General features: G+C 42.8%; 20 protein-coding genes and 1 tRNA gene. 14 read left to right on the top strand and 7 right to left on the bottom strand.

The genetic code is table 11. The features are described 5' to 3' along the window. Positions 1–323, top strand: a 323-nt coding sequence (locus H515_RS0108425) for a transposase (protein WP_028901835.1), incomplete at its 5' end; no start/stop codon positions are given. 246 nt (positions 324–569) lie between these two features. Here H515_RS0108425 and H515_RS0108420 read toward each other — a convergent pair. From H515_RS0108420 to sppA, 5 genes are all read right to left on the bottom strand, one after another. After that, positions 570–642, bottom strand: a tRNA-Phe gene (locus H515_RS0108420). Positions 643–836: 194 nt separating this feature from the next. Beyond that, positions 837–1,940, bottom strand: a complete 1,104-nt coding sequence (locus H515_RS0108415) for a thiamine-phosphate kinase (protein ID WP_025877315.1) — start codon at positions 1,938–1,940, stop codon at positions 837–839. Positions 1,941–2,089: 149 nt separating this feature from the next. Beyond that, a complete protein-coding gene (locus tag H515_RS0108410) occupies positions 2,090–2,899 on the bottom strand; it encodes a purine-nucleoside phosphorylase (protein ID WP_081410142.1) in 810 nt (269 codons plus the stop codon). Next, a complete protein-coding gene (gene lpxK / locus H515_RS0108405) occupies positions 2,784–3,971 on the bottom strand; it encodes a tetraacyldisaccharide 4'-kinase (protein WP_025877310.1) in 1,188 nt (395 codons plus the stop codon). Before lpxK ends, H515_RS0108410 begins: the two co-directional genes overlap by 116 nt. A 59-nt stretch (positions 3,972–4,030) precedes the next feature. Continuing rightward, entirely contained in the window at positions 4,031–5,800 is a 1,770-nt protein-coding gene (gene sppA / locus H515_RS0108400) for a signal peptide peptidase SppA (RefSeq protein ID WP_025877308.1), read from the bottom strand. Between the two features lie 297 nt (positions 5,801–6,097). On the opposite strand from sppA, the gene H515_RS0108395 reads away from it, so the two are divergent. The 7 genes from H515_RS0108395 to guaA all read left to right on the top strand — a co-directional run bounded on the left by H515_RS0108395 (position 6,098) and on the right by guaA (position 13,989). After that, positions 6,098–7,165, top strand: coding sequence for a glycerate kinase family protein (locus H515_RS0108395; RefSeq protein ID WP_025877306.1), 1,068 nt, complete (start codon positions 6,098–6,100; stop codon positions 7,163–7,165). 358 nt (positions 7,166–7,523) lie between these two features. Then, positions 7,524–7,793, top strand: coding sequence for a co-chaperone GroES (locus H515_RS0108385; RefSeq protein WP_025877304.1), 270 nt, complete (start codon positions 7,524–7,526; stop codon positions 7,791–7,793). Positions 7,794–7,872: 79 nt separating this feature from the next. Then, complete coding sequence (gene groL, locus H515_RS0108380; RefSeq protein WP_028901834.1) at positions 7,873–9,498, top strand: chaperonin GroEL; 1,626 nt, start codon at positions 7,873–7,875, stop codon at positions 9,496–9,498. Positions 9,499–9,620: 122 nt separating this feature from the next. Beyond that, on the top strand, positions 9,621–9,845 hold the full coding sequence (locus H515_RS0108375) for a hypothetical protein (protein ID WP_025877302.1): 225 nt from the start codon (positions 9,621–9,623) through the stop codon (positions 9,843–9,845). Positions 9,846–9,853: 8 nt separating this feature from the next. Then, entirely contained in the window at positions 9,854–11,422 is a 1,569-nt protein-coding gene (locus H515_RS0108370) for a RapZ C-terminal domain-containing protein (protein WP_025877300.1), read from the top strand. 131 nt (positions 11,423–11,553) lie between these two features. After that, positions 11,554–12,354: a nucleotidyltransferase family protein gene (locus tag H515_RS0108365; protein WP_025877298.1), complete on the top strand. Its 801-nt coding sequence runs from the start codon at positions 11,554–11,556 to the stop codon at positions 12,352–12,354. 93 nt (positions 12,355–12,447) lie between these two features. Beyond that, the gene (gene guaA / locus H515_RS0108360) at positions 12,448–13,989 is read left to right on the top strand and encodes a glutamine-hydrolyzing GMP synthase (protein WP_025877296.1); all 1,542 of its coding nucleotides are present in this window, start codon (positions 12,448–12,450) and stop codon (positions 13,987–13,989) included. 461 nt (positions 13,990–14,450) lie between these two features. Here guaA and mscL read toward each other — a convergent pair whose 3' ends face one another. After that, positions 14,451–14,831 (bottom strand): large-conductance mechanosensitive channel protein MscL, encoded by a 381-nt coding sequence (mscL, locus tag H515_RS0108355; protein WP_025877293.1) that lies wholly within the window; start codon positions 14,829–14,831, stop codon positions 14,451–14,453. Between the two features lie 241 nt (positions 14,832–15,072). On the opposite strand from mscL, the gene gap reads away from it, so the two are divergent. The 6 genes from gap to H515_RS0108325 all read left to right on the top strand — a co-directional run bounded on the left by gap (position 15,073) and on the right by H515_RS0108325 (position 23,389). After that, complete coding sequence (gap, locus tag H515_RS0108350) at positions 15,073–16,092, top strand: type I glyceraldehyde-3-phosphate dehydrogenase (RefSeq protein WP_025877291.1); 1,020 nt, start codon at positions 15,073–15,075, stop codon at positions 16,090–16,092. A 79-nt stretch (positions 16,093–16,171) separates the two neighbouring features. Further along, positions 16,172–17,113, top strand: a complete 942-nt coding sequence (gene miaA / locus H515_RS0108345) for a tRNA (adenosine(37)-N6)-dimethylallyltransferase MiaA (RefSeq protein WP_025877289.1) — start codon at positions 16,172–16,174, stop codon at positions 17,111–17,113. 53 nt (positions 17,114–17,166) lie between these two features. Then, positions 17,167–18,105 (top strand): diacylglycerol/lipid kinase family protein, encoded by a 939-nt coding sequence (locus H515_RS0108340; protein ID WP_025877287.1) that lies wholly within the window; start codon positions 17,167–17,169, stop codon positions 18,103–18,105. Positions 18,106–18,711: 606 nt separating this feature from the next. Continuing rightward, entirely contained in the window at positions 18,712–20,655 is a 1,944-nt protein-coding gene (locus tag H515_RS0108335) for an amylo-alpha-1,6-glucosidase (protein WP_025877285.1), read from the top strand. 16 nt (positions 20,656–20,671) lie between these two features. Continuing rightward, complete coding sequence (locus tag H515_RS0108330; RefSeq protein ID WP_025877283.1) at positions 20,672–21,940, top strand: glycosyltransferase family 4 protein; 1,269 nt, start codon at positions 20,672–20,674, stop codon at positions 21,938–21,940. Between the two features lie 45 nt (positions 21,941–21,985). Next, the gene (locus tag H515_RS0108325; RefSeq protein ID WP_025877281.1) at positions 21,986–23,389 is read left to right on the top strand and encodes a glycoside hydrolase family 57 protein; all 1,404 of its coding nucleotides are present in this window, start codon (positions 21,986–21,988) and stop codon (positions 23,387–23,389) included. A gap of 244 nt (positions 23,390–23,633) precedes the next feature. On the opposite strand, the gene H515_RS0108320 is transcribed toward H515_RS0108325, so the two are convergent. After that, on the bottom strand, positions 23,634–24,260 hold the full coding sequence (locus H515_RS0108320) for a hypothetical protein (RefSeq protein WP_028901833.1): 627 nt from the start codon (positions 24,258–24,260) through the stop codon (positions 23,634–23,636). Between the last annotated feature and the right edge of the window lie 423 nt (positions 24,261–24,683).

The following is a 24,683-nucleotide window of genomic DNA, read 5'->3' as shown; positions in this document are numbered from 1 at the left end:
AAAACTACCCAGAACTCAAAAAAGCCTATGACCTGGCCATGGAACTTACTGATATTTATAATGCCGGAAGCATCAAGGACGCGGCAAGGCTGAAACTGGCAAGATGGTTTAATAAGGTGGAGAAATTGGGGGTGGACAACTTCTATACGGTGATTGACACCTTTAAGAACCATTATGATAGCATACTCAATTTCTTTGTCAACAGAGCCACAAATGCCAATGCTGAATCCTTCAACGCAAAAGTCAAAGCCTTCAGGGCACAGTTCAGGGGAGTAACGGATATTCCTTTCTTCCTTTACAGGCTTATGAAATTATGTGCATGAGGGGAGAGGGGTGCAACTGGGTTTTACGACTGACCCGAATGAAATCGGTCAGGAGGGCAAGTTGTCATTATCCGTTTGTGAACGTGCGGTCTACTGCCCAATTGGAGTTTAATTCCTAATGGGTATGGAACGGTCATCCCGCTGTTTTGAAATGGGGATTAACAGGGGCTGTTTTTGTAAATAATTGGATATGATCGGAATAAAAAAGAGCGGACTCAAAGAGAACCGCCCTAATGAAAGGAGGAGTGGTACCACCAGGAATCGAACCGGGGACACAAGGATTTTCAGTCCTTTGCTCTACCAACTGAGCTATGGCACCAATTGCTTTTGTTTTCGTTGACAATGAGTCAATTCTGATTTGCGAGTGCAAAGGTATATAAATCTTTTGAATCGTACAAATATTGTAGGGATTATTTCTGGTGTTAACTTTTCTTTGCAAAAATAAGAAAAGAGAAATCAGCTATTCTTACTCACCCCAAAATCATAACTTACCTTCAGCATGCCGCATTGTTCTCATTCTTCTTGCCACCCTTGAGCCAAGAGTTTAAACTCATTTCCATCTCTCGTAATAATATATTCACCCAACTGTTGTTCAGTTATATACCCGATCTGACGGATATTTTCCATTTTCTCAATCTTGGCATGCTCGCTGATAGGAATGGTGAAAAGCAACTCATAATCTTCTCCTCCATTGAGTGCTGCCGTTGTGAGGTTCATGTTGAACTCTTCGCAGGTTGCTGCCGTCTGATAATCGATAGGAATCTTGTCTTCGTAGATTCTGCACCCGCATTTGCTGTCCTTGCAAATGTGCTTTAAATCGCTGGCCAATCCATCAGAGATATCTATCATAGCTGTGGGGTGAATATGAGAATCACACAGTTGGGCAAGAATGTTTCCTGGCGCCTCTGGTTTCAGCTGGCGGTCAATTAAATATTCTTTTCCAGCAAAATCGGGTTGGAAATTGAAAATCACCTCGCGTTCTGCGTTCAGTGATTTGATAGCAGCCGTGTTTCCTGCCTCTTGAGCGGCTTTCAGTTTCTTATTGTATTCTTCTACTTGCTGATAAAAAACGGTTTTCTCCCTTTCAAGTATCTGTAAACCCATGTAGGCCGATCCCAAGTCGCCTGACACACATATAATATCTGTCGGTTTGGCGCCATTTCTATATACTATCTCGTTTTTCGCAGCTTCGCCGATGCAAGTCATGTTGATGGCAAGTCCGGTATATGAAGAAGTGGTGTCTCCGCCAATGATATCGACACTCCATTTGTCGCATGCGGCTTTCAATCCCTTATAGAACTGGTCAAGATCCTCTACTTTGAAACGCTTCCCCAGTCCGATGGAGATAATCAGCTGGTTGGGTTTGCCATTCATCGCGAAGATATTGCACATTGTAATCATTGCACATTTGTAAGCCAAATGCTGCATGTCAATGTAGGTCAGGTCGAACTGTATGCCCTCCATGAACATGTGTGACGCTACGAGTGTCTCCTTGTCGCTGTAGTGAAGTACTGCTGCATCGTCGCCAATTCCCTTCACTGTCGATTGGTTCGAGGGGTTAATATCTTTTGTGAGGCGCTCAATTAGACCAAATTCTCCCAATTCTTTAATTTCCATGTTCGTTTGATTCGGAGTTTAAAAATATTAGAGAAAGTATCGCCTAAACCATTAACTTTTAAGGCGACACCTTCTTTTGATAATTTTAAAATTATTCAATTCGAGTTTTGATATAAACTCTTCTGAAGTTTCATCAATTATCTTGTGGCTTATGATCTCTTGATCATTTCCCGCATGATTTCTGTCATCAATGGTTGTGCCTTGTTTGCGGCATCCTGTACCTCTTCATGGCTTACTTCTACAGGAGTGTCGAAACCTCCAAGGTCGGTAATTACGCTGATACCGAACACCTTTATGCCTGAATGGCGGGCTACGATAACCTCTGGTACAGTGCTCATACCTACAGCGTCGCCACCCAAGATACGGTACATGCGGTATTCTGCCGGAGTTTCGAAGGTCGGTCCTTGAACTCCCGTGTAAACACCGTGCCTCACTCTGATACCCTTCTCTTTGGCAATGCCATCTGCTATTTCAATGAGCTGGTGGTCATAGGCTTCGTGCATATCGGGGAAACGGGGGCCAGTGGGGAAATTTGGTCCATGTAATGGGTGCTCTGGGAAGAAGTTGATGTGGTCGGTGATAATCATCAGGTCGCCAATCTTGAAATCAGGGTTCATGCCACCTGAAGCGTTGGAAACAAAGAGGGTCTCGATGCCTAATTCGTACATCACTCTGATTGGGAATGTCACTTCCTGCATGTGGTAGCCCTCATAGTAATGGAAGCGGCCTTTCATAGCCACGATGTCCTTTCCCCCAAGCTTTCCAAAAATAAGACAACCTGCATGTCCTTCAACAGTTGACACAGGGAAGTTTGGAATGTCTTTGTAGGAGAATTCGTAAGTATCAGTAATTTCGGAAGCTAATTGTCCGAGGCCTGTTCCCAGAATAATTGCTGTTTTTGGACTTGTGGTCATTCTTTCCTTTAGCCAAGATGCTGTTTCTTGAATTTTTTTGTACATATGATAGTATTTTATTATTGAATTGTTCCCCTTTGCCGAGCATAAATTTCACTTTTATGGGGAGAACATATATATTCTTTCTGACCTCCTCGTCTAATCCTTCTAATTCTATAAGCCGAGAGCAGTCCTTTTCTGTTGTAATGATTATCTTAGGTTGCTCCATCTGCTCAAAAGTAGCGTTGATATTCGCAATGTCTTTCTTTCTAAAATTATGGTGGTCCGGGAAGGAAAGCTTGGTCATTTCCTTTTCTCCGATGTAATGTGCCAAGTCAATCTCCATCTGTTCGGGCAATGCTATGCCTGTGAGCAACATTACGTTATTTTGCTTAATGTCGTTGAGGGCTATCGATTCTTTGTTTGCTTCTTCTTTGAATACGGGCCTTAGGTCACAATATTCAAGTGTGGTGAAGAATAAATCTTGAAATGGATAAAGCTCCATTGCCTTGTTTAGTACCCTGAAGTCAATTGGATTCAGATCTTTCGGACATTTGGTGATGATGACAATATCGGCACGGTGCTTCCCTGATAGAGGCTCTCGTAATCGTCCTGCTGGTAATAGCTTGTCATAGACAATCAGTCTGTGATAATCTACCAAAAGAATGTTGATGCCTGGCTTTACATAACGGTGCTGGAATGCGTCATCAAGCAGAACGACGTCGGTTTCCTTAGTCTCCTCATCTGTTGTCAGTCGTTCGATACCATTGCATCGGTTCTTGTCAACGGCCACAAATACTTCCGGATACTTGCTTTTCATTTGGTAAGGTTCATCGCCAATCATCTTCATGGGTGTGTCTGTTTCAGCAAGCACATACCCTCGGCTTTTGCGCTTATACCCTCTTGATAAAACAGCTACTTGGGTGCTATCCTTGAGCAATTCGACAAGATATTCTACGTGTGGGGTCTTGCCTGACCCACCAACGGTTATATTTCCGACCGAGATTACGGGCACATCAAAACTGCGACTCTTTAAGATTCCCAACTCAAAGAGTTCGTTTCGGATGCCCACTCCAAGTCCGTAGAGCCAGCTTAGGGGGAGCAACCATGGATTTGTTTTGATGAAGTCGCCTTCCATTTCTTGTTGTTAACTCGTCAGATGAGGTGAATTATCAACCCCATTTCTCACATAAATCGTTATTTTATATTCGGATTATACGGTATTCTGGCTTGAATTGCAGCCTGATTGTTGAGGTCTTTTATCAATATAAAAGGCTCGTAGTAGATGCCAAGTGTGGCTCGTAGCTGCTCATCCAGATAGTTCTTTTGGGTCATTTGGTTGACAAACTGTGTCATCCAATCGACAGGAACGGGGTAACTCGCAGTATGATATTCTTTCAAATTAGCAAGCTTTGCAGCCTTAGCGATTGCCTTTTCAATTCCTCCGAGCTCGTCAACCAATTTAATTTTGAAGGCGTCCTGGCCCGTATATACGTGCCCTTGCGCTATATTCTCAACCTGAGCCTCGGACATTTTCCTTCCTTGGGCCACCCGATTTTTGAAAGTCTTGTAGCCACGATCAATGTATCGTTCCAGATAACTCATCTCTTCAGGAGTGAATGGCCTTGTCATTGAGCCGAATGCCGCGTTCTTATTGGTTTTTACCTCATCGAATTTTAAACCAAGTTTCTCTGAGTATAAACCGCCGAGGTCAGGGAACATACCGAATATTCCGATAGAGCCTGTCAGTGTGGTAGGCTCAGCAACAATCCAGTTGGCGGGGGCTGAGATATAATAGCCACCTGAAGCAGCCATGCCACCCATGCTTACAACGACTGGTTTGACTTTTTTCAGTTCTACGATCTGATGCCAGATTTGTTCTGACGCATAAGCTGATCCACCACCTGAATTAATGCGGAGAACAACGGCCTTTACATCCTTGTCTTTCATCAAATCCTCTATATCTTTGCAAACCACTTGCGCATCAATGAGATGTCCTTGCGAGAACATACCGGGTGCATTTCCATCAACAATATTTCCGTAGGCATAATAGACGGCAATTTCTTCACCATCATCTTCGTCATCGATTCCTTTCAAATCGGTAAGAGAGACTTGATTAATGCGTTTCTTCTCCTCAATGTTCAGCAGTTTTTTCACTTCCTTCTTCACTTGGTCAGTGTAGAGAAGCCCATCTACGAGTTTCAATTTCTGATACTCATTGGGCGCTGCGAAAGTGATTAAACTATCAGCATATTGATTCAATGTGGCTACGGATATCTTGCGACTCTCGCTCACTCCTTTTGTGATGTTTTGCCATATACCATTCAGATAGGCTGTAGTCTGTGCCCTGTCGGCATCGCTCATCTTGTCGCCTGTAAACTGTTCTGTGGCACTTTTGTATGTACCCACTTTGGCCACTTGCATTTTCACTCCGACCTTGGCCAGCATATCCTTGAGAAAAACTGGTTGGGCGGCAAGTCCATGCCAGTCGATTTGTCCTTGGGGGTTGAGATATAGCTTGTCTGCTACAGAAGCAAGATAATATGCTCCCTGTGTGTAGATGTCGCCATAGGCAACAATCCACTTGCCACTCTTTTTGAAATCGAGTAGTGCATTGCGTGCTGCTTGCAAGGATGCATACGAATCGGGTGCGAAAGCGCCGGCTTCTAAGTAAATACCTTTTATCTTATCGTTGTTTTTTGCTTTCCTTACTCCTGAAATAAAGTCCTCAAGGCTGATGTTATTACTAACTTGTCCGGAAAGTTGCGTCATGAAATCATCCTCAACACGCTCTGTCATTTGTCCAGAAAGGTTGATGGACAATACAGAGTTATTTTTAATGCTGGCCGATTTTTCGCTTGAAATAGCCATACCGATAATACTCAGTAAACCAAAGATAACCAATATAAAACCTGTTAGCAAGATACCGACTATCGTTGCAAGTACGTTTTTAAAGAAATCTTTCATAAAGGTAAAGTTTTAGAGATCATTATTAAGAGAGGTGGAGTTTGTATTTATAATCTTCCCAATCTTTCACACCTTTTTATATATGCAAAGATAATCATAAATGCTTAAATCTCAAAATTTTTGTAGATTTCTTTGTATGATTGTCATGTGTTGAGTCCAAAATACGTATTTTTGCAAGCTGAAGCTGGCTTTTTCAGCATTTTTGAGAATTTGATTGACGTAGGGTTCAATGAGTGGCGACACCGTAGTAAACCTCGGTAAGAATTTTTGGATTATTGACTATTTAATGTTAAAACAATGAAGATTATACTTGCGATTGACAGTTTCAAAGGTTGTCTAACCTCGCAGTCGGCAGAGGCAGCCGCTGAGCGAGGGGTTCGTGAACAATATCCCTGTGCCGAGATACTGAAAGTACCTGTAACGGATGGGGGAGACGGAATGTTGAATGTGTTCTGCGAGCTTTTTGAATGTGATAAATTTGTTGTAGATAGTCATGATGCACTCATGCGGCCGATTCAAACGACATTTGCAGTGCGCAAAGACGGAGTCTGCATCATTGAAACGGCTGTTTCGTGTGGCATTAATTTGTTAAAGGCAGATGAGTTGAATCCGTTAAGGGGCACAACCTATGGAGTAGGTGAGCTGATGATAGCCGCCATAAAGCATGGGTGCAGGGATTTTATTATCGGACTCGGCGGATCAGCGACAAGTGATTGCGGGTTAGGCATGCTTAGGGCCTTCAAAGATGAATACGGAGAAGAGTGGTACAACCATCCGCAGCTCAAATCGCTTCGCATTCGTTTGGCTTCCGATGTTGACAATCCGCTTTATGGTCCAAAAGGGGCAGCCTTAATTTTCGGATCTCAAAAAGGTGCAACTGAGAGTGACATCGTTTTCCTCGACCGTCGTGCCATGACTTTTGCTACCATGTCGGCAAAGAAAATGGGAAAAGACTGCTCTGGCATGAAAGGAGCAGGAGCAGCAGGGGGGCTTGGCTACGCTTTCATGGAGTTTTTCGATACCGAAAAAGAATCAGGAGCAGACTTGCTGTTGCGCGAAGCTCACTTCAGCGACTTGATAGCTGGCGCAGACTTGATTATAACGGGCGAGGGGAGTGCTGACAAACAGACGCTGATGGGCAAAATTCCCCAGAAAGTACTTCAATTGGCTCAATCGTTCAAGATTCCCGTACACCTGATTGCTGGGAGAGTGCTCAATGAGGTTGAGCTCGTTGGTGCCGGTTTTACCTCGGTTAGTAGCATTAATACCGCTGATATGCCAAAGGAAAAAGCCTTGAGGCCCGATATTGCCACGGAAAACATCAGGAACACCGTATCTCGGATAGTAAAAAATATTTACAAGTGAATGGTTTCGTTAACTGTTTGTAACCAGTTGGTAATGAGCTGGATAGCTATTTGCTCTCAAAACCTGGCCTTTTATAGCCCGAATGCTAACCTTTTGCACGCAAATAGTTGACCTTTTACTATCTGATAACTATTCTATCGAAATTGCTATTGACTTTGTTTTTACAAAAATGAATGGCGCTTTTGAGGTTAGCCTCAAAGCTGTGAAATCGGAGTGAACAACTGACAATTGTGTCACACTTGTCATGTCAGGCATGTCAGCTTATTAATTTTGGCACGGTTTTCGTATAATGATAGGCGAAGACTTGAAATAGTGTTCGGCAAATAATAGAAAGTTTAAACTAAAAACATATAAAATTATGACAATTAAACCATTAGCAGACAGAGTGCTTGTTCTCCCAATTGAGGCAGAACAGAAAGTAGGTGGAATTATTATTCCTGACACAGCTAAAGAAAAACCACAGCGCGGTAAAGTGGTGGCTGTTGGTAACGGTACGAAAGATGAAGAAATGATTCTTAAACCAGGCGATGAGGTCTTCTACGGCAAATATGCTGGTACTGAAATCGAGAACGATGGCGAGAAGTACCTGATGATGCGTCAGAGCGACGTACTTGCAGTGGTAGAATAAATAAATTGAAATGCGATTAGATTTCACAATTTATAATTCATAATCGTGGCAACGATTAGTATAAAATACAAAGTAAAAAATGGCAAAAGATATAAAATTCAATAAAGACGCACGTGAGTTGCTCAAGAGTGGTGTTGATCAGTTGGCTGACGCAGTTAAGGTAACATTAGGTCCTAAGGGACGTAACGTAGTAATTGGAAAGAAGTTTGGCGCTCCGCAGATTACCAAGGACGGTGTGACCGTTGCCAAGGAAATCGAGTTGGAAGACAACTTTGAGAACGCTGGTGCACAGCTCGTAAAGAGTGTGGCAAGCAAGACTGGTGATGACGCTGGTGACGGTACGACAACAGCTACAATTCTCACACAGGCAATCGTAACTGAAGGCTTGAAAAACGTGGCTGCTGGTGCAAATCCAATGGACTTGAAGCGTGGTATTGATAAGGCTGTGAATAAAGTAGTTGACTATATCAAGGAAAATGCTGAAATAGTCGGCGACAACTACGACAAGATTGAGCAGGTGGCAACAGTAAGTGCAAACAACGATCCTGAAATTGGAAAGTTGTTGGCTGACGCAATGCGCAAAGTTTCCAAAGACGGCGTTATCACAATCGAGGAAAGCAAGACACGCGATACAAATATCGATGTTGTGGAGGGTATGCAATTCGACCGTGGATACCTGTCAAGCTACTTCGTTACCGATACCGACAAGATGGAAGCACTGATGGAAAATCCATACATCCTCATCTATGACAAGAAAATCTCCAATGTTAAGGATTTCTTGCCTATCCTCCAGCCAGCCGCAGAGAGTGGACGCCCATTGCTAGTCATTGCTGAGGATGTAGATTCTGAGGCATTGACTACATTGGTTGTAAACCGTCTTCGTGGCGGATTGAAGATTTGTGCTGTTAAGGCTCCGGGCTTCGGCGACCGTCGTAAAGCTATGCTTGAGGATATTGCAGTGCTGACAGGTGGTGTCGTGATCAGTGAGGACAAGGGATTGACTCTCGACAAGGCAACTCTTGAGATGCTCGGTTCTGCCAAGAAGGTAACTGTGTCTAAGGATTACACAACAATTGTTGATGGTGCTGGCACAAAGGAGAATATCGCTGAGCGAGTGAACCTCATTAAGAGTGAGATTGCCAACACAAAGAGCACCTACGACAAGGAAAAGCTTCAGGAGCGTTTGGCTAAGCTCTCTGGTGGTGTAGCTGTTCTCTACGTTGGTGCTAACTCTGAAGTTGAAATGAAGGAGAAGAAGGACCGCGTTGACGATGCACTTTGTGCAACTCGTGCAGCAACAGAGGAAGGTGTTGTTGTGGGTGGCGGTACTACTTACATCCGCTCTCAGGAGGCTTTGAAGGGCCTGAAGGGTGAGAACGGAGACGAACAGACTGGTATTAACATCGTTTGCCGTGCTATCGAAGAACCTTTGCGCCAGATTGTTGCCAACGCAGGTGATGAAGGAGCTGTGGTAGTTAATAAAGTTCGCGAAGGAAAGGGTGATTTCGGTTACAATGCCCGTAGCGACAAGTACGAAGATCTTCGTTCTGCTGGTGTTATCGACCCAGCAAAAGTTGCTCGTGTTGCCCTTGAAAACGCTGCGTCAATCGCAGGTATGTTCCTCACAACTGAGTGCCTGATTGTTGATCAGCCAGAGGAGACACCCGCTATCCCAGCAAATCCAGGAATGGGTGGTATGATGTAAGGAAAAGGTAAATACTTATAATGAACGTGGGAAGTCTTTTGACTTCCCAATTTTTCGTGTTTTCCCACCTAATAAGTTTTTGTTTTCTCGTTTGTTCTCCTTTTTATTTGTAACTTTGCGGTATGAAGCTGAAGTTAAATTGGAAAATGTTCTTGGTGTTCTTCGTCATCATCGGAGGACTGTATTATATCACTCGTAGTATATGGGTTACAGCTGGCATCATGGTTCTTCTGCTGTTGATTGACGGTTTGATACAGCAGTATGAGTTAAAGAAAAAAGGCGAGAAGCAGGCCGATGAGATTCTGAAGAATCTAAATGACGATAAAGAGGAAGAAGAGTCCAAATAATTTTTACGATGGAAAAACTTATTCAACTTTATAAGAACTGGTCGGGGGCAGAACCGAAAAGCGTTGAGAAAATCCCTGGTGCTGGAAGTAACCGGGAATACTATCGTTTTTATGATGCAGAGGGAAAGTCTGTGATAGGTGTTGTTGGCACAAGCAGAGATGAAGACCATGCTTTTATTTATCTTGCCAAACATTTCACGAAAAGACAGTTGCCCGTTCCTGAGATATTAGCGGTTTCTGACGATGAAACCCGTTATATACAGACAGATTTGGGTAACAAATCGCTCTTCGATGCAATAGAAGGCGGCCGTGTTGCAGGTGGCCGTTACAATCTTGCAGAAAAGGAATTGCTACGCAAAACAATACGTGAATTGCCCAATATCCAATTAAGGGGCGCACGTGAGCTGGACTTTAGCAACTGCTATCCTCAGCCAGAGTTCAACATGGAGGGAGTATTGTTCGATCTGAACTATTTTAAATACTGCTTTTTAAAAGCCACAGAGCTCGACTTCCATGAGCTGAAACTGGAGGCTGACTTCCGCATGTTTGCCAAGGATCTGACCTCTGAACAGATGGACTCATTTCTTTATCGTGACTTTCAGGCACGGAACATTATGCTTGATGCCAAAGGTAATCCGCAGTTTATTGATTTTCAGGGCGGAAGAAAGGGACCTTACTATTATGATTTGGCCTCATTCCTTTGGCAGGCGAGTGCTAAATATTCGTTCAAACTTCGGCGGGAGTTGGTCTTTGAGTACTATCAGAGCTTGAAGAACTATACCGAAGTGCCTTCGAAACGTCATTTTGTCAACCGTCTTTCCTTGTTCGTACTCTTCCGATTGCTCCAAGTTTTGGGCGCATACGGTTTCCGAGGGTATTTTGAACGTAAGAAACACTTCCTTGATTCGATACCTCCCGCCATCCAAAATCTCAGGGACGTCTTGACAATGGGCGCGAAAGTTTTCCCTTATCCCTACATGATGGATATGCTAAGGCAAGTCACTGAGCTTCCACAGTTTGCCAGGATAGAACGCGCAGCCATTAATCGCAGCGACGGATATAAGATAGTGGAGAAGGATATCTATAATGCCAATCCTCTTGACGGACCTGCGACATTTTCAAAGTATGATGGTAAGGGCCCATTGGTTGTGCGTGTGAATAGCTTTTCGTTCAAGAAGGGCATTCCCGAAGACACCTCTGGCAATGGCGGAGGTTATGTCTTTGACTGTCGAAGCACACATAATCCAGGTCGCTACGAACCTTACAAAAAGATTACCGGATTGGACGAGGCTGTTATCCGATTCCTTGAGGATGATGGCGAGATACTTGAGTTCCTCAAACCTGTCTATAAATTGGCAGACCATCATGTAGAACGATACATTCAGCGAGGATTCACCGACTTGATGTTCAGTTTTGGTTGTACGGGAGGTCAGCATCGCTCAGTATATAGTGCGCAACATTTGGCAGAGCACTTGAATCAAAAGTATGGAGTAGAGGTACATATCACACACAGGGAGCAGGGTATTGAAGAAATATTACCTCCACGGTCAGCATCGCATGAGGAGAACCCCAAATAGATATCACGACTAACGAGTCAACCTTTGAACAGAAACCATGGAACGTTCAATATCCCTTTTTGGTTTTATCTCTTTTTCCTTTGCTATCTGAAAGATAATTAGTAAATTTGCACGCATTAAAAAAGTCTATAATGCAGTCAATGATTTTTGCAGCAGGTCTTGGCACTCGCCTCAAGCCGCTTACTGATCGGATGCCGAAAGCACTGGTAAGAGTTAGTGGCAAGCCACTGCTTGAGCACACAATAGAAAGGTTGAGGATGGCTGGATGCAAGAATATTGTTGTCAATGTCCATCATTTCGCCAATCAAATCATAGATTTTCTTAACGCAAACGATTTCGGAATCGACATTCGTATATCTGATGAAACGGAGCAACTTCTTGATACTGGAGGTGGTATCAAAAAGGCTGCTCCGCTTTTTGATTCAGAAAGTCCCATCCTCATCCACAATGTTGACATTCTTAGCAACGTTGACTTGCATGCGTTTTATGACCGCGTCGCTCTGGCGGAAAGGCAATCGCAAGTTGATGCCTTACTATTGGTGAGTGGTCGTAAGACGAAACGCTATCTCATCTTCGACGAAACCATGCGTTTGGTTGGTTGGACAAATGTTGAGACTGGAGAGGTGAAATCGCCTTTTGCCAGTGTGAAGGCATTGACATTCGAGCAACCGTATGGCAATAAGGCCAACAACGTGCAGAATGGATATCGCCTGTTTGCCTTCTCTGGTATCCATGTCGTCAATTTCTCTATATTCAAGACAATGGAAGGATGGCCTGATAAATTTCCAATCATGGACTTTTATCTGCAGAATGCCCACGAGTTGCATTTCTACGGTTATGTGAAAGATGACTTGCAACTGATGGATGTCGGCAAGCTCGACACTCTTCACGAAGCAGAGGAATTTGTAAGTAGCGGCAAAACACGATTTTAATTCATCAGAAAGGAAACTGTTATTGATGATTCCCCATACTCATTAAAGAATGTTTTTACCCCAAAGAATATACATAAAATAGAAAATAAGAATATGCAAAAGATCATTATCTTGGATTTTGGTTCACAAACTACGCAGCTAATAGGACGTCGCATACGTGAATTAGATACGTTTTGTGAGATTCTTCCATACAACAAATTCCCTAAAGATGACCCAACTGTAATCGGCGTTATCCTTTCTGGCTCTCCTTATTCAGTACATGACCCAGAAGCCTTTAAAGTCGATTTGAGTCAGTTTGTCGGCAAAGTGCCGGTCTTGGGCATTTGCTATGGTGCGCAATACATATCGCACAAAAATGGTGGTAGGGTGGAACAGACGGGTACGAGAGAATACGGTCGTGTCAACCTGACAACGGTCGATTTCGACAATCCTCTGTTCAAGGGTTTCAACGAAAATTCGCAGGTGTGGATGAGCCATGGTGACACCATCACTGCGATTCCTGATGACTGCCATGTGATAGCATCCACGACAGACGTGAAGTTTGCATCTTATGCATCGATAAAGAATCCGTTGTGGGCGGTGCAATTCCACCCGGAAGTGTACCATTCCTTGCAAGGCAAGACATTGTTGAAGAACTTTGTGGTGGATATTTGCGGCAGCAAACAAGAGTGGAGCCCTGCGTCTTACGTCGAAACCACCGTCAAACAGTTAAGAGAGCAAGTAGGAAAAGACAGGGTTATCCTCGGTTTGTCAGGCGGTGTTGACTCTTCGGTATGCGCCACATTGCTTAACAAGGCCATTGGCAAGAACCTTACCTGCATCTTCGTTGATCATGGCATGCTCCGCAAGAACGAGTTCTCGAAGGTAATGGAGGCTTATGAGGGTCTGGGATTGAATGTTGTTGGAGTTGATGCTTCTGAAAAGTTCTTTAAGGATTTAGAAGGAGTAACCGATCCGGAACAGAAACGAAAGATTATAGGACGTGATTTTGTTGAAGTTTTCAATGCCGAGGCAAAGAAAATAACCGATGCCAAATGGCTAGCGCAAGGCACTATATACCCCGATCGCATTGAGAGCTTGAGCATTACGGGCATGGTTATTAAGAGTCACCACAATGTTGGCGGACTTCCCAAGGATATGCATCTTCAACTTTGCGAGCCTTTGAAATGGTTGTTCAAGGACGAGGTGCGCCGTGTGGGTTATGAACTCGGTATGCCTGAGCACCTTATCAAGCGCCATCCGTTCCCAGGTCCTGGATTGGCGGTCCGTATTCTGGGCGATATCACTCGCGAGAAAGTACGCATCCTTCAAGAAGCCGATGACATCTACATCGAAAACATGCACAACTATGTTTGCGATGATGGTGAGGTGCTCTATGACAAGGTATGGCAGGCTGGAACAATCCTCCTCTCCACCATCCGAAGTGTCGGAGTAATGGGCGACGAGCGCACCTATGAGCATCCTGTTGCTCTCCGTGCCGTGACGAGTACCGATGCAATGTCAGCTGATTGGGCACATCTACCTTACGATTTCATGGCAAAGGTTTCCAATGAGATCATCAATAAGGTGAAAGGGGTTAATCGTGTTTGCTACGATATTTCATCAAAGCCACCTTCGACAATCGAGTGGGAATAATAGAAACGGTTGTGTTTGATATGCTTCGAACCGACAACTAAGTCTTTTAAGGCAAAGAGAGCGTTTGGCATCATGGTTACACTGTTTTGTAAAAATAAAGAATAGCCGTCGGCTTATCGTATATGCGGGAATATGCTCATCTGAGATTTTCCTGCTTTTTTTTGTGAAAACCGATTCTCGACAATGAACAGTAACCGGTAGCGGATGAGTAAAAAATATTTACAGCCTGATGTTTTCAAAGCCCATTCGCAACCATCTGTCAGTCAGTCGTTTTATTTCTTTCTTCTAATAGGTTACCTTTTATTCGATAATAGGTCATCTTTTGGGAAATGATAAGTGAGCTATCGCAAAGCGAACGATAAGGAATTGCCACACGATTTTGAATTTATTTTACATAAAACAAAAATGGCGCACCTTGTTAGATGCGCCATTTGGTATGTTGTAAAAGCAGCAATTTAATATTACTTGTTCTTCAGCAAGTCGCGGATCTCACCCAAAAGTTTCTCTTCGTTGCTTGGTTCGGCAGGGGTTTCCACCTCTTCTTTCTTTTTCTTTGTTAGACTATTCATTCCTTTGACCATCAGGAAGATACAGAATGCGATGATGACGAAGTCAATAATGTTCTGTATGAATAAACCATACTTAACTTCAGCATCGCCAATCATACAGCTCAATTCCGAGAAATCGGAACCTTTTGTAACAGCACCAACGAGTGGCATAATGATGTCATTTACAAGTGAAGAGACGATCTTACCAAAGGCACCGCCGATGATTACACCGACCGCCATGTCCACAACGTTGCCACGAACGGCAAACTCTTTGAATTCTTTTATAAAACTCATAATTCTAATTTTATAATGTATGGTTATGCATCATATTATTTTGTCAGCTTTCTTATATTCATAGTAAAGTTGATGTTGTTGGTCTTTATGTAAACCATACCTTTATTTAATATTGTTTAATACTATCTACAGTTGCAAATATAAGAATTTTTTTGTAACTTTGCAGAGAAATAGAAAGAAAAGTGTTTCTTTAACGAATGATTTATTTTAATATTATTCACTTTATAATAGAAAAAGTCAAATGATTAAAATTGGTATTAACGGATTTGGCCGTATCGGTCGTTTCGTATTCCGCGCAAGTCTCGAAGAAGCAAACGCAAAAGACGTTGTTGTAGTTGGTATTAACGATCTTTGCCCTGTAGATTACCTCGCATACATGTTGAAGTATGACACAATGCATGGTTTGTTCAACGGTACAATCGAAGCTGATGTTGAAAAGTCACAGCTTATTGTAAATGGTAACGTTATCCGCGTAACTGCAGAACGCAACCCAGCTGATTTGAAGTGGGATGCAATTGGTGCTGAATACGTTGTTGAGTCAACTGGTCTCTTCTTGACAAAGGAAAAGTCACAGGCTCATATCGATGCAGGTGCAAAGTACGTTGTTATGTCCGCTCCTTCAAAGGACGACACCCCAATGTTCGTTTGCGGTGTTAATCAGGATAAATATGTAAAGGGTACAAAATTTGTTTCTAATGCATCTTGCACAACCAACTGTCTCGCTCCTATTGCAAAGGTATTGAACGACAAGTTTGGTATTGCAGATGGTTTGATGACTACCGTACACTCTACAACAGCTACACAGAAAACCGTTGACGGTCCTTCAATGAAAGACTGGCGTGGTGGCCGTGCTGCTTCTGGCAACATCATCCCTTCATCTACAGGTGCTGCTAAGGCAGTTGGTAAGGTCATTCCAGAATTGAACGGCAAGTTGACAGGTATGTCAATGCGTGTTCCTACTTTGGACGTTTCTGTTGTTGACCTGACCGTTAATTTGGCTAAACCAGCTAAATACGAGGAAATCTGCGCAGCAATGAAAGAAGCTTCTGAGGGCGAATTGAAGGGCATCCTTGGTTACACAGAAGATGCAGTTGTTTCTTCAGACTTCCTTGGTGACCCACGTACATCTATTTTCGATGCTAAGGCAGGTATTGCTTTGACCGATACATTTGTAAAGGTGGTTTCTTGGTATGACAACGAAATTGGTTACTCACACAAAGTGATTGACTTGATCAAGCACATGGCAAAGGTTAATGGCTAATCTAATTTAGAATAAAACCCTATTAAAAGCCATTCGGTTATTTGCCGAATGGCTTTTTTTTATTATATTTGTGCGGTAAATGGATAAGATGATCACCATAATAGGACCAACTGCGAGTGGTAAGACCTCATTTGCAGCAGCTCTTTCAGCACGGATTGGTGCAGAAATAATCAGTGCGGATAGTCGGCAGGTATATCGCAGAATGGATATCGGTACGGGTAAAGACCTCGATGACTATGTGGTTAATGATAAAAAAATACCATATCATCTGATTGACATCGCTGAACCAGGGACTCAGTACAACTTGTTTCAGTATCAACAGGATTTCCATACCGTATATGACAAGTTGCAGTCCGAAAATCGTCCCATTGTGCTTTGTGGAGGAACGGGTCTGTATGTCGAAGCCGTGTTAAAGGGTTATGCACTCTCTCCGGTGCCGCAAGATCCAGTTTTACGAGAAAGTCTTGAGGGAAAGTCTCTTAGCGAGCTTGAGAAAATATTGGTTGAGCTTAAAACTCGGAATCATTCCGTCATGCACAATAAGACGGATGTTGACACAACGAATAGGGCAATTAGAGCGATCGAAATTGAAACTTACCAGCTGAGTCATCCAGTGGGGGAGCGTCAGATGCCGAAAGTTAACTCCTTGATAATAGGACTTGACATCAACCGTGATGAGCGTAGAAGAAAGATAACCCAACGACTGAAAGACCGTTTGGCCAATGGAATGGTCGAGGAGGTAAAGTCGTTGTTAGATAGTGGGATTCCCGCTGAGAATCTTATATATTATGGTTTGGAATATAAGTTTGTGACACAATACATTATAGGCGAATTAAGTTTTGATGAGATGTTCGCCGCATTGGAAATAGCAATCCATCAATTTGCCAAACGTCAGATGACATGGTTCAGGGGAATGGAACGGCGGGGCTTTCAAATTCATTGGCTCAATACCTCCCTGCCTATGGATGAGAAAATCAAGTTCGCTGAATCACTACTTGGGAATGATAATATCATCAATTGAAATCAACGAATTATATTTATAGATTGAAGTTCTTCGAATAAACAGATAAAAAGATGGTAGATGAAACGAAATGGGGTATAGTTTATTGCCCTAAAGGTGGTATTTTCGGGAAACATCGCAAGCGTTGGGAACGCGTTGAGCGTTGTTTGAAAGAGCGTGGGATAGACTATGACATGGTTCAAAGTGAGAATACAAGGAGCGTTGACCGTCTCATAGGCATGTTCATCAACAATGGTTATAAGACTATCATCATTTTTGGTGGCGACTCTGCGTTGAATGATGCGGTGAATTGTCTGATGCAGCAAGAACAGTCTGTTCGGAAGAGTGTCATTTTCGGGCTCATTCCAAACGGTGTGATGAACGATTTCGCCCATTTCTGGGAGTTTGATGAGGATAATGTGGAGCAAACCATTGATTGGTTGCTGAAGCGTCGGGTCAGAAAGATTGACCTTGGATGCATTCGTTACAAGAACAGGCGAGGCGAGGCTTGCCACCGTTACTTCCTTAATTGTATAAATATCGGGCTGATTGCAACGATTATGAATCTCCGTCGCCGTACCCGTCACGTCCTGGGTTCTCGGAGTTTGTCATTCATCTTCTCATTTATCCTTCTGACTTTTCAGAGGATGGACTACCGCATGCATATAAAAATCAACACCGATGTGATAAAGCGTAAGGTCATGACTGTTTGTGTTGGTAATGCGCTGGGTTATGGGCAGACACCCAATGCCGTACCCTACAACGGGCTGTTAGATGTCTCGGTTGTTTATCATCCTGAAGTTACCCAGCTCTTTGAGGGCATCTATCTTTTCTTGCGAGGTAAATTTTTGAACTATAAGAGCGTACATCCTTTCAGAACAAAGGATATAGAGATGCATGTCGAACCACACACGTTAGTCGGAATTGATGGACGATTGATGTCAAACACGCCAGTCGGACCTTTTAGGATAACAGTTGAAAAGGAAGTTTTAAACTTTCTGATTCCCGAATAAGGTCATTTGATTAACGATTACGGGACTTTCATCTGCATTTCACAGGGATAGAGGGCTTTTTGTTGTGAAGTGTATAACCATTATGCCCATGATTAATGTCTGGAAATTAAAGTACGTGTTCAGGCATACGGTTGCCCAGTTATTCCCCAATACAGTCCCATGTCCGTCTTTCCCTTGATTAGCTTTGTCCGATACGCCTTGCCTCCTTGTCAGCCGAAACTCTTCAATCGCACGGTGAATGCTGACCTTTTTGGTACGGTTTTCTATTTAGTTGATTGTCAGATGGTCTGTGCTTCCGTTGAATGAGTGACGGGCTAAGTTGATAGAGGACAGCAGGCAAATTTCCTTTAGCTGATAAAAGCCGTGAGATGCGGTGCAATCTATATTGAATGATAGAATTACTGGCTGATGAATCTATTGTGCACTATAGTGAGTGCTTAATCTGATGGCAATATTTTAAAATAAAATTTCACCATAAAAAATATCAAGTATGATACAATTTAGATATTTTTTTGTATCTTTGAAGGGTGTTTTAGGCTTTAATCGATTCTTTGTTTTGTTGGTAGGCATATTGACAAATCAAAAAATGTAATACCTTACTAATATATGGGCTATCTTAAATTTGAAAAGGCTCTGATGACAAATTTACAGGATTCACTCCCCAGGGAGTTGCTGAGAACCAATCGCTCAGGGGCCTATTCTTGTTCTACCATTGTTGACTGTAATACTCGTAAATATCATGGATTGCTTGTTGTGCCAGTACCCGAACTAGACGATGACAATCATGTGCTGTTGAGTTCCCTCGACCCTACGGTGATTCAGCATGGTGCGGCCTTCAACCTTGGATTGCATAAGTATCAAGGCGGAAGTTTTAGCCCCAACGGACATAAATACATCAGGGAATTTAACTGCGATAGTGTCCCCACGACGATTTATCGTGTTGGTGGCGTGCTGCTAAAAAAAGAAGTCGTATTTCAACATTATCAAGACCGTATTCTGATACGTTACACTTTGGAAGATGCACATTCACCGACCGTCTTGCAGTTCCGACCATTTCTTGCTTTCAGAAGCGTCCGGCAGTTTACGCATGAGAACAATGTGGCGAGCAGGGATTATCAGGAAATTGACAATGGCATTACCACCTGTATGTACGAAGGTTATCCAATGTTATACATGCAGTTCTCTAAGAAAAATGAATTTCATTTCGATCCTTATTGGTATCGTGGATTGGAATATCCCAAGGAAAAAGAGCGCGGTTACACATCGAATGAAGATTTATATGTTCCAGGCTATTTCGAGATGACTATCCGCAAAGGAGAAAGCATTGTATTCTCCGCCTCAACATCTGAAATCAAGACCAGTGACCTGAAGCGTCTTTTTGAAACGGAAGTTGAATCGAGAAAACCCAGGGACAATTTCTTTCATTGCCTGGTCAATGCAGCTCATCAGTTCCATAACAGAACCCAAGATAACGAACGTTACATACTTGCTGGTTACCCGTGGTTCAAGTGTCGAGCACGCGACCAGTTCATAGCTTTGCCTGGCCTAACCTTGAGCATTGAGGAGCAAGATTATTTCGAACTTGTCATGAAACCAGCTGAACGGGGATTGCGTGAGTTCATGGAGGGAAAACCGTTGACTGTTCATATCTCAGAGATAGAGAAGCCCGATGTCCTTTTATGGTGTATATGGGCAATTCAGCAATATGCCAAGAAAGCAGGGAAGGAAAGCTGCTTGAAACTTTACTACCAGCTGTTGAGAGATATCATTCAATTCATTGAGGATGGAAACCATCCCAATTTGCGAATAGATGATAACGGGCTTCTGTTTGCCGATGGTAAAACGGAGGCAATAACATGGATGAACTCCACTGTTGATGGGCGTCCCGTATTGCCGCGTACCGGCTATATCGTTGAGTTCAATGCCCTTTGGTACAACGACTTGAAGTTTATGGAGTCGATGGCAACGGAGAACAAGAATCCAGAACAGGCTCTCCATTATGCAGAGTTGGCTGCAAAATGCAAGGAATCCTTCGTTCAGGTTTTTCTCAATGACTATGGTTATCTCTATGATTATGTGGATGGTAATATGGTTGACTGGAGCGTTCGCCCCAATATGATTCTCGCCGTAGCGCTGGATTACTCCCCTTTGGAACAGAGTCAGAAGAAGAGTGTGCTTGACATTTGTACTCGTGAACTGCTCACTCCTAAGGGTCTTCGCTCGCTTTCGCCTAAGAGCGTGGGCTACAATCCGATGTACACAGGACCACAAACGCAGCGGGATTATGCCTATCATCAAGGAACCGTTTGGCCTTGGCTCGGTGGTTTTTATCTGGAAGCATGTCTGAAGTTATATAAACGGACCCGGCTCAGTTTCGTTGAACGACAGATGGTGGGCTTTGAGGATGAGGCTTTCCAACATTGTCTGGGCACTTTGCCAGAGCTCTTTGACGGAAATCCGCCTTATCGGGGGCGTGGTGCGATATCTTTTGCCATGAATGTGGCAGAAGTTCTTCGCACTTTGGAACTTCTTGAGAAATATAAATATTAAAGTAGGAGGAATCTATATGAAAGTATTGATGTTTGGATGGGAATACCCACCTCACGTATATGGAGGCCTTGCAACAGCCAATTTCGGTATTTCAGAGGGACTCCATGCACAAGGTGACATCGATACCATTCTTTGTCTGCCTCACCCGTTTGGAGACGAGGATCGGACCTATGCCGAAATTGTGGCTATGAACTGTGTTCCGATTGCCTATCGCAATGTGGATTTTGACTATGTGAGAGACCGGATAGGGAATATAATGGATCCCAATCTCTATTTTAAATTGCGCGACCATATCTATTCCGATTTCAACTATATGGGTGTCAACGACATTGGGGCTATGGAATTTGCTGGAGGCTATCCGGGTAATCTTCATGAGGAAATCAATAATTATTCCATTATATCAGGAGTGGTGGCCCGCACCTTTGACTTTGACATTATTCATGCGCACGACTGGCTGACATATCCAGCCGGCATCCATGCAAAGAAAGTTTCAGGAAAGCCCCTTTGCATACATGTCCATGCGACAGACTTCGACCGTTCTCGCGGAAAGGTCAACCCCACTGTTTATTCGATAGAAAAAGACGGTATGGATAATGCTGATTGCATCATGTGTGTGTCAGAGCTGACGCGCCAAACTGTCATCAACCAATATTATCAGGACCCACGTAAGGTTTTCACGGTTCATAATGCGGTGTATCCTTTGCGAGCCGAAGTTGCTGAAATGCCACGTCCCTCGCATATAGACAAAGAAAAAGTAGTCACGTTTCTTGGCCGTCTGACCATGCAGAAAGGGCCAGAATATTTTGTTGAGGCAGCAGATTTGGTCTTGCATCGAACTCGTAATGTTCGTTTCTGCATGGCTGGATCGGGTGACATGATGGATCAGATGATATACCTTGCTGCAGAACGAGGTATTGCTGACCGTTTTCATTTTCCTGGATTCATGCGTGGCAACCAGGTCTATGAATGTCTGAAGGCTTCAGACGTCTATGTAATGCCGTCTGTTAGCGAGCCTTTTGGAATTTCTCCTCTTGAGGCTATGCAATGTGGAACCCCGACCATCATTTCAAAACAAAGTGGTTGTGCAGAGATACTCAACAATTGTATCAAGGTTGACTACTGGGATGTGCATGCTATGGCCGATGCCATGTATTCCATCTGTCATAATGAAAGCCTGTTCGACTATCTCTCTGTTGAAGGAAAGCGCGAGGTTGATCAGATAACATGGGAAAAGGTGGGAGCATGGATTCGCGAACTCTACTTCAGAACACTCGGGTGGAAGTAGAATTTCTTTTTTATACAAAGACCTCGTAATTTAAAATACAGTAAAATGAAAACAATTTGTTTATATTTTGAGATACATCAGATTATTCATCTCAGACGTTACCGCTTCTTTGACATCGGAACAGACCATTACTACTACGATGACTATGAGAACGAGCGAAGCATTTCAGAGATTGCCCAACGCAGTTATATGCCCGCTCTCGAAACGTTGCATCAGATGATTAAAGAGAATGGTAAGTTCTTCAAGGTGGCTTTCTCTTTATCGGGGGTTGGCATAGAGAGTCTAGAGCAATACGCACCCGAAGTACTGGAAAAACTTCAGGAAATGTCGGAAACTGGGTGTGTGGAGTTTTTGGCAGAACCTTACTCTCACGGTCTTTCCTCACTTGGCAACGAGCAGTGTTTTAAGTCGGAAGTGAAGCGCCAGTGCAAAAAGATTCAGGAGTATTTCAATCAAACACCGAAAGTTTTGCGCAATTCGTCGCTTATCTATAGTGACGAGATTGGGCTTATGACCTCTAAGATGAGATTCAAGGGAATGCTGACAGAAGGTGCCAAGCACGTTCTCGGATGGAAGAGCCCACATTATCTTTATCATTGCGTATTGGCACCATCCCTCAAACTATTGTTGCGCGATGTGACGCTTAGCGATGACATATCTCTCCGCTTCAATAATTCCGATTGGGAAGGCTATCCACTGTTCGCAGATAATTACATGGATCGAATAGCATCATTGCCTGATGACCAACAGATTATTGGAATATTTATGAACTTGTCAGCCTTGGGCATGGAACAGCCACTGTCGAGCAACATTTTGGAGTTTTTTAAGGCATTGCCAGCATGTGCCAAATCTCGAAACATCAGTTTTTCAACACCAACTGAAATTTGCATGAAAATGAAGAGTGTGGGCCCGCTCAATGTTCCTGATACACTAAGCTGGATGGACGAGGAACGTGATGTGAGCACATGGCTGGGAAATCCCATGCAGCGAGAGGCTTTCAATAAACTCTATAGTATCGCCGATAGAGTGAGGATTGTCAATGATCCGCGCATTAATCAGGACTGGGATTATCTTCAGGCAAGCAACAACTTCAGTGCCATGACGACGAAATCATCATCCGTGGGCATCAATCGAGGTATATACAGCAGTCCGTTTGATGCTTTTACCAATTATATGAATATTCTTGGAGATTTTATCAATCGGGTGAACAGTAGATATCCGGAAGAAATTGATAATGATGAGCTCAATGGATTGCTGACTACGATTCACAATCAAGGCAAGGAAATAGAGATGAAGGAGAAAGAGATGGAGATCCTGCTGGCAAAGTCCGAGAAATTGGAGTTGGAGGTTGATAAGCTGCGGGCAAAATTAGATGAGAAGTCTATTGCTTCAACATCTGCGACATCTCGGAAAAAAACGACTGTCAGTAAATCGAAAACTTCAAAATAAAGTACCAAAGACTAATATGGATTATCATCGTAGGCTTTGCTACAGAGATGAAAAGTATTAACTCCAAATCGATCATTAAACTGCAATTTCACGATTAGATCAAGAGGGCTTCTTGATTGATTCGTGTTAAAGCACATTTTCAATTTGTTGAAATAAAAGCGTAATGATAAGCGCTGGCTTAATAATCAAAAAGAGACCCATACATGTGGGTCTCTTCTGTTTTATGTAAAGTAATGATACCTTATTACTTGTTGATGAATTTCTTGCCGTTCTGAATAACAACACCCTTGAAGTTTTTGTTTACAAGCTGACCTGCAAGATTGTACATTGGAGCGTTTTCGTTTACAGAAATAGTCTCAACTGTCTCAATGCCAGCAGGGTCAACATAAGTCACAACAATAGAGCGGAATTGAGTATTCTTAGCTACCTTAAGAACAACTTCTTCAGCTTCGCCTGCCCAGTTCTTGAACTTATAAGTTCCTTCTGTAACGTCGGTTACTGTTCCTTCTGGTGCAAAAGTATTGGCTGATCCCCAATTTTTAAAATTAATAGCATAACGAATATTGGTGATTTTCTTGCCTGTTGCTTTTAATGACAGAGTTCCTCCGTATAGTCTTAAAGAAGATTTCCAAAAACGGTTAGGATTTTTAACACCACTTGGGCTTACAGTGATAGTTACTCCATCAATATCAGCACTCTTTGTCTCTGTGATGTCACCTGCGTTGCTTTCTTGTGAAGACTGTCCAGAGAGTCCAAACAAAGTATAATTATCATTAGGTACAAAATCAAATTTCACCTCTTTTTGAGCGTAAGTGAGTGTACTAACAGCTGCAAGTGCAACTACGAATGCATAACGTAAAATTTTAGTCATAATCAATCTTTTTAAATTAAAAAACTTTAGTGAATTAATACTTTCGCAAAGTTACTTAATAAATATGGATAATGCAAACCATACAGTATGAAAAAATGATTAAAACCGTTTTAAACTTCCTTTTTATCTATAAAAATGCCAATGGTGTTCGCAAATAGTGTTAAAACTTATAATTATATAGTTAATTATTTGGTTATATTGCATAAAGAATGTATATTTGCTATGTGTTTTTCATGAATTTAGAATTTTCTAAATTCTTTCTCGAGGTTGGTAGCTTCCTGCACCAACCTCTTTTTTTATGATTTTGATACTGAGCGCAGACGGTAGAATGGGGCTCAGTAGAAAATCAATGGGGATAGGCATATAGTTTTGCAATTCTGAATAAAAAGAACTTCTTGTCTGCCACTCCTCTTAGATTGGCTC

Source organism: Prevotella corporis DSM 18810 = JCM 8529 (assembly GCF_000430525.1).
Lineage (GTDB): Bacteria > Bacteroidota > Bacteroidia > Bacteroidales > Bacteroidaceae > Prevotella > Prevotella corporis.
The sequence above is the reverse complement of the archived record's forward strand: the minus strand, read 5'-3'. Positions and strand labels throughout refer to the sequence as shown.

Bases quoted from the DNA above. Each gene is read 5' to 3' on its own strand.
- H515_RS0108415 (WP_025877315.1), bottom strand. From the start codon at position 1,940: ATGGAAATTAAAGAATTGGGAGAATTTGGTCTAATTGAGCGCCTCACA.
- H515_RS0108410 (WP_081410142.1), bottom strand. From the start codon at position 2,899: ATGTACAAAAAAATTCAAGAAACAGCATCTTGGCTAAAGGAAAGAATG.
- lpxK (WP_025877310.1), bottom strand. From the start codon at position 3,971: ATGGAAGGCGACTTCATCAAAACAAATCCATGGTTGCTCCCCCTAAGC.
- sppA (WP_025877308.1), bottom strand. From the start codon at position 5,800: ATGAAAGATTTCTTTAAAAACGTACTTGCAACGATAGTCGGTATCTTG.
- H515_RS0108395 (WP_025877306.1), top strand. From the start codon at position 6,098: ATGAAGATTATACTTGCGATTGACAGTTTCAAAGGTTGTCTAACCTCG.
- H515_RS0108385 (WP_025877304.1), top strand. From the start codon at position 7,524: ATGACAATTAAACCATTAGCAGACAGAGTGCTTGTTCTCCCAATTGAG.
- groL (WP_028901834.1), top strand. From the start codon at position 7,873: ATGGCAAAAGATATAAAATTCAATAAAGACGCACGTGAGTTGCTCAAG.
- H515_RS0108375 (WP_025877302.1), top strand. From the start codon at position 9,621: ATGAAGCTGAAGTTAAATTGGAAAATGTTCTTGGTGTTCTTCGTCATC.
- H515_RS0108370 (WP_025877300.1), top strand. From the start codon at position 9,854: ATGGAAAAACTTATTCAACTTTATAAGAACTGGTCGGGGGCAGAACCG.
- H515_RS0108365 (WP_025877298.1), top strand. From the start codon at position 11,554: ATGCAGTCAATGATTTTTGCAGCAGGTCTTGGCACTCGCCTCAAGCCG.
- guaA (WP_025877296.1), top strand. From the start codon at position 12,448: ATGCAAAAGATCATTATCTTGGATTTTGGTTCACAAACTACGCAGCTA.
- mscL (WP_025877293.1), bottom strand. From the start codon at position 14,831: ATGAGTTTTATAAAAGAATTCAAAGAGTTTGCCGTTCGTGGCAACGTT.
- gap (WP_025877291.1), top strand. From the start codon at position 15,073: ATGATTAAAATTGGTATTAACGGATTTGGCCGTATCGGTCGTTTCGTA.
- miaA (WP_025877289.1), top strand. From the start codon at position 16,172: ATGGATAAGATGATCACCATAATAGGACCAACTGCGAGTGGTAAGACC.
- H515_RS0108340 (WP_025877287.1), top strand. From the start codon at position 17,167: ATGGTAGATGAAACGAAATGGGGTATAGTTTATTGCCCTAAAGGTGGT.
- H515_RS0108335 (WP_025877285.1), top strand. From the start codon at position 18,712: ATGGGCTATCTTAAATTTGAAAAGGCTCTGATGACAAATTTACAGGAT.
- H515_RS0108330 (WP_025877283.1), top strand. From the start codon at position 20,672: ATGAAAGTATTGATGTTTGGATGGGAATACCCACCTCACGTATATGGA.
- H515_RS0108325 (WP_025877281.1), top strand. From the start codon at position 21,986: ATGAAAACAATTTGTTTATATTTTGAGATACATCAGATTATTCATCTC.
- H515_RS0108320 (WP_028901833.1), bottom strand. From the start codon at position 24,260: ATGACTAAAATTTTACGTTATGCATTCGTAGTTGCACTTGCAGCTGTT.